The sequence below is a fragment of the Endozoicomonas sp. YOMI1 genome (genome assembly GCF_024606345.1).
In the GTDB taxonomy this organism is placed as follows: Bacteria; Pseudomonadota; Gammaproteobacteria; order Pseudomonadales; family Endozoicomonadaceae; genus Endozoicomonas.
On sequence record NZ_JAHHPM010000395.1, the window covers coordinates 1 to 12,942 of the forward strand.

The following is a 12,942-nucleotide window of genomic DNA, read 5'->3' on the forward strand; positions in this document are numbered from 1 at the left end:
AGCTCAGGATGAACGGAGACCGAGTTCAAAATGTCGAAATTATTTCGGGACAATTTCTTATAGTTACCAACCACCAGGTTTATCCTCCCCCTCAGATACAATGCTATTCTGTTCAAGCTTCCTGATTCGGCAGAATGTTGAGTCAATCTGCTCTATAGTAAAATCCGTAATCCATTGGCATACCAATAAATGACAACGATGTCCCAGAGGTGGTAAACAGAGTGCAGGCACAAACATCCGGAATTGGACGCTGGCAGGGAGCAGAACTGCTCACCACGACCCTGCTGGGTACCAGTGTGTTTATTCTTCCGCAGCTAACCATAGAACTGGCAGGCTATGGAGCTCTTTGGGCGTGGGCTCTGCTTACCCTGACCATCATTCCGGTGGCACTGGTGTTTGCCAGCTTGGCCAGCCGATTTCCCCATGCGGCCGGACCAGCCTATTTTGTTGAAAAGGCGCTGCAGGGCTTGCTTTCTGGAGTTTCCTTGGCATGGAAGCTATGTCCCATCTGGCAGGAGACTTCCGAAGCCCCGAAAAAGACCTGAAAACTGCCATCATGATCGGCGTTGTTATCGTTGGCTGTATTTATCTGACCTGTACATGGCTGATACTGTCTATACCGGTGACTACTCCTCTGGCAATGGCAGGTGTATTTGATCAGCTAATGGGCGGACTGGGTTCACCAATCATAGGGACTCTTGGGCTGGCAGGTGGTATTGCAACTGTCAATGTCTACACCGCAAGCCTGATTCGTCTGACACTGAGTTTCAGCCAGAAAGGAGTGTTGCCAGCCTGGTTCAGTAAACAGAATCGTTATGGTGTTTCCGAGCGCGCCCTGATAACCGTACTACTGATCATGGCGGCGATTCTGATCTTTACCCACTGTACGGATCAGGATCTGGAAGATCTGGTTTCCTGGGTCAATGGGGTTTTCGTTATTATTTATCTGGCCTCCATGCTGGCAGCTTTCCGGCTGTTGCCCGCTAAATACCACTGGATGACCCTGCCTGGCTGCCTGTTCTGTTTTATGCTTGCCTGGGGGTTCGGTTGGAAAATGGCCTATGCCGCTGGCATGCTGGCAATTGCCTCACCATTACTATGGTGGCAAAGACAGAAGCAAAAGTCGGCTTGCATGAATACTGGAATTATCCAGCATCATTACAGTGTGGATAAATGCAAATAATCAACTACGCTCTTGATGCAATAATGAAAACTCATTTGGCTCAGGAGTCTATGAGATGCATTTTCCTTCCGCTTTTTCACCCTCAGTACAATACTCAACACCCCCTGAATCAGAAAGCGCCCAACAATTAACGGGCTCGCCGTACGGTAAGGTTTCCCAATCCCCTCATGTAATGAGTAATCTGGAGTCGGATGTTAAACTTTTTATGGGGATAGTGAAAAAAAAAATTGGTGATAGAAATATTGTGGTTTCACCTTTGCTGATTTCTACAGCAGAAAATACAACCACCAAGTTACTGGGACTACAAATACCCAAAGAAAGCAACATAAGTGAGGAGCCTGATAGCCCACCGGTTCAGAGTTCACCGGAGAAAATCCATGTTTTTTCCAAAACCATACCCATTGATATGGCGCTGGAGCAGCTGGGCATCCCCTTTACCAGCAGTCGTGAGCTGGAACAACAAGGGTACGATAACGCCACCCAACGGCTCAATGAACAGATTGCCAAAGATACTAATGGAGTGATTACCAACCTGCTGGACCCTGAAACGCTGAAAAATCCAGCTACAGCTTACCAGTTGGTAAGTTGGTTGTTTCAAAATGTGTCATGGCAAGAACCTTTCATGGTGATACCCCAGGGATATCGAACAGACCTCACCTGGAACGGTGAGAAGCAGCCGGAGATCGTCTGGATGGAAAGCGGCAGGGGGACAAACTTAATTGCTTATAAAAATATTTCAAACTTTGAGTTCATTGCTATGCCTGTAAAGGAATCTGGTTTGAAAGCTGTTTTCATAATGCCTCCCAAATGGGCGCAACAAGAACACAGTGACGAAGTCAGCAATATCCTTACAAAAGGCTTGAACTCATTATTTAACAATCAATTTACTGAAGGATATGTCGGGCTGTATTTACCCAAATATCAATTCGATTATGTCTATGAGGAAGATTACCCTGAATTGCTTGGTTCAGGAAAACATAAGGCAAATCTTAGCATCAATGAGGCAGGTGCCTATGTTGCGGCTTCATTCCAACTTCTTGGAGGTGGGATCCCTCAACAACTGATCATCGATCGCCCTTTTTATTTTGCCATGATTAATCATGAAAACAGTAATAAACCAAGGTTGGCGGGTATCGCCTATATTAAACAACCTTGGGGGTAATCAATGCTCTCAGGGTAAACATTAAAGAATCATCATAATGTTACACCCTGCTGGAATGTAGAAGTTATTTTCTTACGCGGGATGCCCAGCCAGGGGAAAACCTATTACAGCAATACAACCATAAAATCAGAACGTGAAATTTGGCAGCGTCATGTACAAGTAATCAGTGCCAACTTGTTAGCAACCAAAGGCCAGGCCAAGGATAAAGGTATTAAACTCACTGATAAAAATAAAGGCTCTTTTCGGATGTTTCATCATTGGGGGTGGTTGAGATTACCAGTTTATTCACTTTTTGTTGAACTTATTTTGCTTTGGGAACTCTAATACCGTTGTTCGGGCTTTGATTTGTCCTGTTATTTAATACTTAACAGACCAAAGGAGTGATCTTGATGTTGTCTGCTGTCTTTTCTTTATACTCAACGATGCTGGATTTTCTAGCCGCCGCCCCTGAAAATTCTGTTGGATTTTCTGATAAAATAAAACATACACAGGCCACAGACATAAAATTTGGCGATACATTCAGAACCATTTCCCCTGTGTTTTCTGAACGTCTTTTAAATCAGGTCAATCAGGAAATAGATGACGACAACATTTATTTCCGCTCGGATTTTGTCAAGGGTTTTCTGGAAGGCAGGGAAGTCAGTTCGGTTAGCATAGATATAAAAACAAGCAAAATATTTGACCGTCTGGAGTTGCATAATAATTCTGAAAATCCTATGTTCCTCGCCAAGTTATGCCCTGGTAAGCCAACAATTCAGTTTGATAAAAACGGTCATTTGATGAATAAGGAGGGATTCCAAAAGACCTTCTTGACTACTTCATCGGATGCACTCAGGACTCTATGCTCAGACGCATTGGAAAAAATGGCCGATGAATTGCAGTGGCGGGGTCGTTCGGTAAAAGTTAGGAATATTTCCCTGATGCGTTACCCTTAATTCCCTCAAGGGGAATGAAAGGTATGCCCTGGCATCAGGACTACGGCAAAAAAAGCATGGTCGTCCAATTGAATGACAATACCAACGCAGCCGGAACGGGTGTAAAGTATTCGGGAGGCGGGATTAATATTGGCAAAAAAAGTTATAGTGATTTTTTAGGAACATTTCCTGTTAAAGGCACTGTAGAAAACTATCCTTATGGCAAAAATGGCGGGGTTATATTTTCGAATCAATATTACCTGATTCACCAGGCTGAGGATATTATCGTATGCCTCGGCGAAAATAATGACGATCTGGCAGAAAAACGCATCATACTGGTATTTGTTGACGATTCCGAGTAGAAGAGGACGTTACTGTCCTCAGCCCTCGCAGAGCCGGACGGGTCCAATTAAGGCATCCGGTTCCTCACAGTTACTGGTTCACTAACTGGTGTCCATGGTAGTACTGATATTGGATTCTTGGCAGCAGCGATTCCCGCAAATAGGCTAAGCCATTGATATTTAAGTAGATATACAAACCAACTACCGCAGTCTTTTTTGGTCTTAATCTATATTTATCAATAAGTTAGACGAATTCTTTGCGGGAATCGCTGAGGCCAAACAGGCCTCCTCCCACGAGAGATCCGATAAAAAGGGATACAAAAACGAGGCCTAAAATCTTCCGAAGAATCGTTTTAATCTGGATATACCCAGTATCATTTTACACTCAGATTCTTTAAGAAAAGGCAACACGCCATGAATCCATTTCATTTATATTAAAACCTGCCGGGCAGGACTTGATCTAATCCTTGATGAGTTAACAATTGGCTTTCACATAAATCACTAACTGATTAGTCAGTTACGATAACACATTATTTTTTTACAATAGAGTGGAGCATTTATATAAAGAAAATCTGTTATATTTTCACTGCATCCCTTGTTAACAGGATTTCGCTTAATTACTGATTAATTGATCAAAATATTCAATTATTATTAATAAATAACATTTATCGATAAATAGTCTATGATTGAGCTTCACTCATATTGATAAATACTTAAAATGGAAAATTTGCCTGCTTATTTTTTTCAACCAGACATTACTGATTTCACAACGGTCAACAGTAGTCAATATAATCGCAGTTGTCGTTATCTCTCTGCCTACCCGGTCCATATCAGAGATGCCATTTTTAAAGGTCATCAAGCATCACCCTGCCAGAATGTAGAAGTTATTTTCTTAAGAGGAATGCCAGGCCAGGGCAAAACCTATTATTGCGATACAACCATCAAACCAGAACAAAAACTTAGGCAGCGTCATGTGAAAATAATCAGCGCCAACCTGTTAGCAGCCAGAGCCCAGGCACAGGATGACGGTATTCAACTGACTGATGAAAATAAAAATCAATTAACATTCGATTATTACCTGAAAAATGCACACAGGGAGAGAAAAGAGGTAACATATGATCTACACAAAAAAGCCAGAGATGAGATGGAACACACACTTTTTGAATATTCTCAAACTGTGATGCCCGCTTCCGAGCCATTAACGCTGGTCATTGATAATAGAAATATACGTAGTTTTGAACTGGCATCATACCTTGCTATTGCAATCAGATATGCAGTACCAAAAGAAAATATGTCGATCATTGAAGTAAGTCCTTTAGATAATAAAAAGTTCTTGCAACTGCTTGGTGAAAAGCTAAAAGAAAAAAAACTAAAACTTTCGGAGCAAACTACCGTAGCAGCGAAGAAATGGTCAGAACTTATATTTGAACGTAGCAGTGAACAGGGCTCACATACTAATTTAGTTTATCCAGCTAATAGTTCATCACTCGTTCAGGCAGTGCTTTGTGAAGCATTAGCATCAATGGCGTCTGTGAAAGAAGACTATGTGGCAGGCAGACTAAAGAGCTATTTCGATAATAACCAGTCAATGACTCCAGGTCTATTGACTTCTGAAGCAACCGAGATGGGCAGATGAAAGCGCTAAAGTGCATTGCTTGAATTAAGAATGATCAGAAAGAGGCCTCAAGGTGCCAAAGCTCTCCTGAGTCTGGACATCACTTCAACCAAGAGACAACAACAAAGCCGATATAACAGCTCAGTTACATCGGCCCGATTCAAAAGGAATAATTGCCATCAGTCTTGAGACAAGTCCCTGCCACGCTGGGCAACCCCAGGGTAGTCATCTTCAGGCAAAAACTCAGAGAGAGCTACCAGCTTTTCACCCAGCGCCTCCTCCGATTCAGCAACCAGATTGATATGCCCCATTTTACGACCGGGGCGCTGGATTTTGCCGTACCAGTGGCTGGTGACATTGGCAACTGACAACACTTCAGCGGGAATATCGGGCTGACCCAAAACGTTAATCATGGCGCTGGGCCCAATGGCTTCGGTACTGCCAAGGGGTAGTCCGGCAATGGCCCTGAGATGGTTTTCGAACTGACTGCACAGGGTTCCCAACAGTGTCCAATGGCCAGAGTTATGAACCCGGGGGGCAATCTCATTCACCATCAGCTGACCATCCACATCAAAAAACTCGATGGCCAATACCCCGACATAATCCATTTCAGCAGCCAGCTTACTGAAGGCATCCACCGCCTGTCGATGAATCCCGGTAGAGATGGATTTAGCAATAGATAACGTCAGAACTCCATTGGTATGCTCATTTTCAGTGACCGGATAGATAGCCATATTGCCATGTTTGTCCCGGGCACCGATAACCGACACCTCGCGCTGAAAGGGAATCATTTTTTCAGCAATAATCGAGTGTGGTGAATTTTCACTGCCAGCAGCCAGAAAGTCTGACATTTCCGACCAAATCTGCTCAACATCACTGTCTGACATGATCCGCCACTGCCCTTTACCGTCATAGCCGGCCTGACAGGTTTTAATGACCAATGGCAGCCCCAGTTTCTCGATGGCTGCATCAAAGTGAGAACGACCGGTGATCAGCTGGTAAGGCGCACAGGGTACGCCGGTTTTATCCAGCAGCGCTTTCTCCATGCTGCGGTCACCGCCGACTTTAATGGCCTGTTTACCAGGATAAAACTTTCCGGACGCAGCACACAGAGTCAGCACATCGTCAGGAATATGCTCAAACTCAGCGGTGATGGCATCACATTCAGCAATGGCCTCCGTAAGGCTTTGATCGCTGACGTGGAACGTCAGGGGATGCATCAGCTTGCCGGAGCCAACATCATAGGAGATGATATTGATATTCAGCGGTGCGCCCGCAAGACTCATCATGCGTGCAAGCTGGCCCGCACCTAACACTAGAATATTCATACTGCTTATTATCACTCGGCAGGATCAGAGTTCGCTAATACGGTTTCGGTTTGCAGCTTTCTGAAATCATCAATTCTGGCCTGCAACTCTGGCTGCTGACAACCAAGGATCTGTGCTGCCAACAGGCCAGCATTGGCCGCTCCGGCATCGCCAATGGCCAGGGTGCCCACGGCAACACCTTTGGGCATTTGACATATAGACAATAAAGAGTCGATACCGTTCAATGCTTTGGATTTAACAGGTACCCCCAACACCGGCAGGCTGGTAAAGGCAGCAGCCATTCCCGGCAGGTGCGCAGCCCCCCCGGCACCGGCAATAATCACTTTGATTCCCCGGGCAGCAGCCTGAGAGGCATAATCCGCCAGTAATTGTGGAGTGCGATGGGCAGAAACAACCTTTGTTTCGTAGTCGATACCAAACTTTTCCAACATTTCAGCTGCATGCTTCATCGTGGGCCAGTCGGACCTGGACCCCATTATAATGGCAACGGTCATAACCACTCCTTTATTCCAAGCGGGCAATGATAGCACATATAACCCGTTTGCCTTCAGGGAAAACAGAACAAATCGTGGCCAGCAGGCTTGCATAAGAATGGCTCAGCAATTTACAGACAAGGCATCTGGCAGCCATCGGTCACTTTTAAAGCCAAAAGCAACCACCTGATTTAATATAATTCTATAAAGATCAATAGATTAGCTTATTTTTATAGAAAAATGAGACTAAAGTATAATTTTACCTTTATTCATTATTCCATATATTGACGAAAAATTGGTCTAGAAAGGAGTACGGACTATGTTTGGTCATACTAAGGGAACAGGGCATACACCACCGATGCGGCCTCAATTAGAAAATCGTGGGGCTAATCTCAAAAAAATAAATAATAAAACTGAAAAATTAAATAAAGGCGCTGCAGGATTTGCTCAAGCCGCTGGTGAACTTGCTAAAGCTAAAAGAGCTAAAGCATTTAGCCGAAAGGCTAAACCAGTACATGCTGAAAGAGTACCTAATCCAGACAAGAGCGAAATTGGTGGAAAAGACCTTTCCAGCCGTAAAATTGTCTGGCTAGAAAAGTTTAAACATCGCTTTAATATATTTACTTGCAATGTGAGTTTAAAACTTCACTTTTATCGTGGTCAGGAAGCACGGGCAGCTCTTAAAAAATCCAGAGATGAATCAAAATCAGAGTTGGCTATCCTGACAAACGAAGAAGCCATGAAGACAAATACCTCAAAGATGAAGGAAGAGCTAGCAGATGGGCAATACTTACAGGCAGCCAAGAGAGCCGGGGCTGCTAGTGAAGCTGCTATCAAAGCAGGAAAAGGTCGAATTGAAAGTTGGTGGGCACGTGTTTAAACTGATGCTTATCAGACTGAAAAATTTAAATCCTTTTCAGGAAAATATGCTTTTACTGTCGTATAAAAAGCATGAAATGCTGCCTTAAACCCGGGGCAGCATTAAATCTTCATTTACTATCCATCGATCAATCACATGGCACCCTCAAAAGAGCCATTATTGACATAGAACCCATCTTCACTGATGGACCATCTTGATCAGATGCAGCCGATCCCTTTAACACAGAGTCTCCCCCAATGTCTGCAGTGCCATCTCCTAGCGAAGTCAGGCTGACCTGCGGTCGAAGGAAGTTCAGTCCCGTTAGCCTGGTAAAGTCCATTCCTGATAAGCCGATGCAAACTGTTCAGCGCAAACAGGCTGGATAGTCTAAACATGAATAGTTCCCAAAATGTAATAGCTCGTTTCACTCCAATGAAACTGCTTTGAGAAAGCCGTTTCATTATTTATAGTCTCAGCAGTCAGCCTTGCAGGCAATACAGCAAAGTGTGAAGTCGATTACTAAACCAGGTAAATATCAGAAGTCTGCCATGAAAATGCCTTTTCAGCCCGGAGACCAGGTGACCACTCATTTTTATCCGGTCCAGAAAAACCGCCGCAGAACCGTCATCCGCTGCTACCGTTCTATTGACTGCCCATCTGGCTGGCTGGTTGATACAAAAGACGACAGTGGGAAACTGCTGAAAGCACTGGATGCGAAGTGGTATCAGCTAATGGAAATGGAAGAGGCACCAGAACAAGAGACGACCCGTTAGCAGAGAACAGGTGTTCAGTAGTGTGCGTGCGAGTAGAAGTGCGGTATTAAAGAAAAACTGGTAGTCGGTACTGGACTTGAACCAGCGACCCCCACCATGTCAAGGTGGTGCTCTACCAACTGAGCTAACCGACTGAAGTGGTGCGTATATTATCAATGCAGCTAAAAAATGCAATACTTCAATCGGCTTAATTTTAACTGGGTAAATACCTACTCTCAGTGTTTTAAAACCTGCTCTCTGAGCAAGGCAATTTCATCCCTGACAGCTGCAGCCTGTTCAAACTCCAGGTTTCGGGAGTGCTCCATCATTTTTGCCTCCAACTTCTCAATCATCGCGACCATGACTTCCGGAGTCATGGGAACCTGATACTCAGCTCTCGGTTCAGCCACTGCCCTCTGGGCTTTACTGCCTTTCTTCCGCCCGGGCACAACAGCCCCTTCAAGAATATCAGCCACCGATTTGAAAACACCTTTTGGCGTAATATTGTGTTTCTTGTTGTAGGCAATCTGTTTTTTGCGACGCCGCTCGGTCTCGCTGATTGCCCGCTCCATGGAGCCGGTAATCCGATCACCATAGAGAACCGCCCGGCCATTAATGTTTCGGGCAGCACGGCCAACGGTCTGAATCAATGAACGGTCAGAACGCAGAAAGCCTTCCTTATCCGCGTCCAAAATAGCGACCAGAGAGACCTCGGGCATATCAAGGCCTTCCCGCAGCAAGTTGATACCCACCAACACATCAAAGGCACCAATACGCAAGTCACGGATAATCTCCACCCGTTCCACCGTATCAATATCAGAGTGCAGGTAGCGTACCCGGACACCCTGTTCATGCAAAAACTCGGTTAAGTCCTCTGCCATTCGCTTGGTGAGCACAGTGACCAGTACCCGCTCCTCTTTGGCAACGGTTTTATTAATCTCCATCAGCAGGTCATCCACCTGGGTGGTGGCCGGGCGAACCTCAATTTCCGGGTCCACCAGACCGGTAGGCCTGACCACCTGATCAACTACCTGTCCCTGATTCTCTTCCTCATACTTCCCCGGTGTTGCAGAAACAAAAATAGTCTGCGGCCGTCGTCCTTCCCACTCTTCAAACTTCATGGGACGATTATCCAGAGCAGAAGGTAAGCGGAAACCATACTCCACGAGTGTCTCTTTTCGGGAGCGATCCCCTTTATACATGGCGCCGATTTGCGGCACAGTTACATGGGATTCATCAATCACCAGCAATGCATTGTCCGGGATATAGTCAAACAGTGTTGGCGGTGCCTCGCCGGGTTTATTGCCCGAGAGGTAGCGGGAATAGTTTTCAATGCCGGTGCAATAACCCAGCTCAATCATCATTTCCAGATCAAACTGCGTGCGCTGCTCAAGTCGCTGAGCTTCCACCAGCTTGTTGTTGTCACGCAAAACGTTGAGCCGATCTACCAGCTCTGCCTTAATGGCTTCCACTGCGTCCAGGATGGTCTGTCTGGGGGTCACATAGTGAGTTTTTGGATAGATCGTCGCCCTGGGCAATTTTCTCAGAACCTCGCCAGTCAACGGATCAAACTCGCTGATGGCTTCCAGCTCATCGTCAAACAATTCTATACGGACAGCCTCTTTTTCCGATTCAGCGGGAAAAATATCAATAACATCACCACGAACACGGTAAGTAGCCCGCCGAAAATCCGCATCGTTGCGCGTGTACTGTAATTCCGCCAAACGACGCAGAATTGTTCGCTGATCCACCCTGTCACCACGATCCAGATGCATCATCATTTTAAGATAAGACTGCGGATCACCCAGGCCATAGATGGCCGAGACCGTTGCCACAATAATCGCATCCTGTCTTTCCATCAGGGCCTTGGTGGCAGAGAGACGCATTTGTTCAATGTGTTCATTAACCGATGCATCTTTCTCGATATAGGTATCTGACGTGGGTACGTAGGCTTCTGGCTGGTAATAGTCATAGTAGGAGACAAAATACTCCACGGCATTCTCAGGAAAGAACTCCTTGAACTCACCGTAGAGTTGTGCGGCCAGTGTCTTGTTATGGGCCATGATGATCGTCGGCCGCTGTATTTTCTCGATCACATTGGCCACCGTAAAGGTCTTGCCGGAGCCTGTTACCCCCAGCAATGTCTGACAGGCAAGGCCAGCATCAATACCCTTGACCAGCTGCTCAATAGCAACCGGTTGATCACCGGCGGGACCGAAGCGGGAAGAAACTTTAAACGATCGACTCATGCTACCCTTCCATCTGGAGCAGAAAAAATTTGCCAGCGGTAACCGACAAACGGATATCAACGGTACATCGTATTGTGTATGATGCCTTCTGTTATTCGCATGACGAATACTCGCTACTCATCACCGTTATAGTACAGGTATTGGTAACTAGTTTCCGCCAGAGGGAGTCTAACCATACCAGCAGTGAGCTTACACAGCCTCCTGGCGAATTTCTCCGGCCAATGGCGGAAGGTAAACAGCATTATAATTCTCAGTGTTACAACCATAAACGAGGAAAACTGTGACTGGTCATCCATCCCAACGCGTGCAAATGGTCAAGCCATCTCCAACTCTGGCAGTCACTGCCAAGGCTGCCGAACTGAGAGCTGCCGGACATGACATTATTGGCCTGGGCGCCGGAGAGCCCGATTTCGACACTCCGGAGCATATTAAGGCCGCTGCGGCCAAAGCCATCGCTGAAGGAAAAACAAAATACACGGCGGTGGATGGAACCCCCGAGCTGAAACAGGCCGTTATTGACAAATTCAAGCGTGATAATGGCTTTGAATACGACCAAAGCCAGATTCTGGTTTCCTGCGGTGGCAAACAGAGCTTCTTCAACCTGGCCCTGGCGTTGCTGAACAAGGGTGATGAGGTAGTCATTCCAGCACCTTACTGGGTATCTTACCCGGATATGGTGGTCATCGCCGAGGGTGTCCCGGTGATCGTGCAGGCTGGCCTGGAAAACCGCTTCAAAATCACCCCCGATCAACTCGCGGCAGCCATCACTGAGAAAACCAAACTGGTGGTACTGAACAGCCCCTCCAACCCAACCGGAACCGCTTATAACCACAAAGAGCTTGAAGCGCTGGGCGACGTGCTGAAAAAGTACCCGGATATCATGATCGCCACCGATGATATGTATGAGCATATCCTCTGGACTGAAGAGCCTTTCTGCAACATCTTGATGGTCTGCCCTGAACTCTGTGACCGCACGATTGTTTTGAACGGTGTATCCAAGGCTTACTCCATGACCGGCTGGCGGATCGGTTATGCTGGCGGGCCAGAGTGGCTGATCAAAAACATGAAGAAGATCCAGTCCCAGAGCACGTCCAATCCCTGTTCTATCGCCCAGGCTGCAGCGGTTGAGGCACTGAATGGGTCGCAGGATTGTGTGAAAGAGATGGTCAAGGTGTTTAAAAAGCGCCACGATTACGTGGTCGGCCGACTGAATCAGCTGCCGGGCGTCAGCGCTATCGAGGGTGACGGCACCTTCTACGCTTTTGCTGATTTCACTGAAGCAATGAAAAAGCTGGGCTTTGAAAAGGATACAGACCTCGCAGCACTCTTCCTGGAAAAAGGCGTTGCCCTGGTTCCCGGCTCTGCCTTTGGTTCTGATGGTTGCATGAGACTCTCATTTGCTACCAGCGATGAAGCCTTGGAAAAAGCCCTGGACAGGCTTCAGGCAGCGCTATCCTGATCAACTACCACTACTGAGTATCAGAAACTGGTACTCAGTAACTTGACACTGATATTAAGCGAGGTATTATTTACAGCAATCTTCTGATCCCCGATAGCTCAGTTGGTAGAGCAAATGACTGTTAATCATTGGGTCGCTGGTTCGAGTCCAGCTCGGGGAGCCATATACTTCATATTTTCAGGGATACTGATCAGGTCTGTTTTATCCAGAGTGAGCGAAGGTTTCACTAAAGTTTTTTCAGCGGTAACAATCACATTCACCTGTAACGGCTCATCCTTCTTTACAATTGCTAAAGCCTCAGATGTTTGCCCACAAGCCTTGGTTGACTCAGAATGAAATGACTTTAACTTTGGCGATGCATTTTGATCAACTTCCAATGGATCAGATTCACCTCCTACAGGAAGTTTCGTAAAAGAACTCTCCAATGGGCAGGAAAACGTGACATCCTCATCATCCTTGATGAGTTTGCGACCTTCAACTTGCTTAACCCTGTTACTGACAGTTGAAATAAAAAGCAACGAACGCAACAAGCCCTGCTAGACTTGGCCTGTCCAGGTCTTTTGGTCGCAATAATACAGTCATTTCCCTGTTTCCAGGGTGGTGTATT

Annotated in this window: 12 protein-coding genes and 2 tRNA genes; 10 read left to right on the forward strand and 4 right to left on the reverse strand. The window is 46.1% G+C overall.

Annotated features, from left to right (window positions below; translation table 11 throughout):
• The first annotated feature begins 221 nt into the window (after window positions 1-221).
• The 6 genes from KDK15_RS14130 to KDK15_RS14155 all read left to right on the forward strand — a co-directional run bounded on the left by KDK15_RS14130 (window position 222) and on the right by KDK15_RS14155 (window position 5,236).
• On the forward strand, window positions 222-545 hold the full coding sequence (locus tag KDK15_RS14130) for a hypothetical protein (protein ID WP_257296031.1): 324 nt from the start codon (window positions 222-224) through the stop codon (window positions 543-545).
• Window positions 491-1,183, forward strand: coding sequence for an amino acid permease (locus KDK15_RS14135; protein ID WP_257296032.1), 693 nt, complete (start codon window positions 491-493; stop codon window positions 1,181-1,183). Before KDK15_RS14130 ends, KDK15_RS14135 begins: the two co-directional genes overlap by 55 nt.
• 55 nt (window positions 1,184-1,238) lie before the next feature.
• Window positions 1,239-2,345 (forward strand): serpin family protein, encoded by a 1,107-nt coding sequence (locus KDK15_RS14140; protein WP_257296033.1) that lies wholly within the window; start codon window positions 1,239-1,241, stop codon window positions 2,343-2,345.
• A 389-nt stretch (window positions 2,346-2,734) separates the two neighbouring features.
• Window positions 2,735-3,280 (forward strand): hypothetical protein, encoded by a 546-nt coding sequence (locus tag KDK15_RS14145; protein ID WP_257296034.1) that lies wholly within the window; start codon window positions 2,735-2,737, stop codon window positions 3,278-3,280.
• Window positions 3,281-3,303: 23 nt separating this feature from the next.
• Entirely contained in the window at window positions 3,304-3,621 is a 318-nt protein-coding gene (locus KDK15_RS14150) for a hypothetical protein (RefSeq protein WP_257296035.1), read from the forward strand.
• Window positions 3,622-4,318: 697 nt separating this feature from the next.
• Window positions 4,319-5,236 carry a hypothetical protein gene (locus tag KDK15_RS14155; protein ID WP_257296036.1) on the forward strand — a complete coding sequence of 306 codons (918 nt, stop codon included), beginning with the start codon at window positions 4,319-4,321 and terminating at the stop codon, window positions 5,234-5,236.
• 158 nt (window positions 5,237-5,394) lie between these two features.
• Here the strand turns inward: KDK15_RS14155 and KDK15_RS14160 are convergent, their stop codons facing one another.
• Together KDK15_RS14160 and purE are read right to left on the reverse strand one after the other, a co-directional pair.
• Window positions 5,395-6,543 carry a 5-(carboxyamino)imidazole ribonucleotide synthase gene (locus KDK15_RS14160; protein ID WP_257296037.1) on the reverse strand — a complete coding sequence of 383 codons (1,149 nt, stop codon included), beginning with the start codon at window positions 6,541-6,543 and terminating at the stop codon, window positions 5,395-5,397.
• A gap of 11 nt (window positions 6,544-6,554) precedes the next feature.
• The gene (gene purE / locus KDK15_RS14165) at window positions 6,555-7,037 is read right to left on the reverse strand and encodes a 5-(carboxyamino)imidazole ribonucleotide mutase (protein ID WP_257296038.1); all 483 of its coding nucleotides are present in this window, start codon (window positions 7,035-7,037) and stop codon (window positions 6,555-6,557) included.
• A 298-nt stretch (window positions 7,038-7,335) separates the two neighbouring features.
• On the opposite strand from purE, the gene KDK15_RS14170 reads away from it, so the two are divergent.
• Both KDK15_RS14170 and KDK15_RS14175 read left to right on the forward strand, forming a co-directional pair.
• Window positions 7,336-7,896 (forward strand): hypothetical protein, encoded by a 561-nt coding sequence (locus KDK15_RS14170; RefSeq protein WP_257296039.1) that lies wholly within the window; start codon window positions 7,336-7,338, stop codon window positions 7,894-7,896.
• A gap of 527 nt (window positions 7,897-8,423) precedes the next feature.
• Window positions 8,424-8,648, forward strand: a complete 225-nt coding sequence (locus tag KDK15_RS14175; RefSeq protein ID WP_257296040.1) for a hypothetical protein — start codon at window positions 8,424-8,426, stop codon at window positions 8,646-8,648.
• Between the two features lie 58 nt (window positions 8,649-8,706).
• Here the strand turns inward: KDK15_RS14175 and KDK15_RS14180 are convergent.
• Window positions 8,707-8,782, reverse strand: a tRNA-Val gene (locus tag KDK15_RS14180).
• Between the two features lie 81 nt (window positions 8,783-8,863).
• Window positions 8,864-10,876: an excinuclease ABC subunit UvrB gene (uvrB, locus tag KDK15_RS14185; RefSeq protein WP_257296041.1), complete on the reverse strand. Its 2,013-nt coding sequence runs from the start codon at window positions 10,874-10,876 to the stop codon at window positions 8,864-8,866.
• A 310-nt stretch (window positions 10,877-11,186) separates the two neighbouring features.
• Here uvrB and KDK15_RS14190 point away from each other — a divergent pair, with 310 nt between their 5' ends.
• On the forward strand, window positions 11,187-12,335 hold the full coding sequence (locus tag KDK15_RS14190; protein ID WP_257296042.1) for a pyridoxal phosphate-dependent aminotransferase: 1,149 nt from the start codon (window positions 11,187-11,189) through the stop codon (window positions 12,333-12,335).
• Between the two features lie 87 nt (window positions 12,336-12,422).
• Window positions 12,423-12,498, forward strand: a tRNA-Asn gene (locus KDK15_RS14195).
• Window positions 12,499-12,942 lie beyond the last annotated feature (444 nt).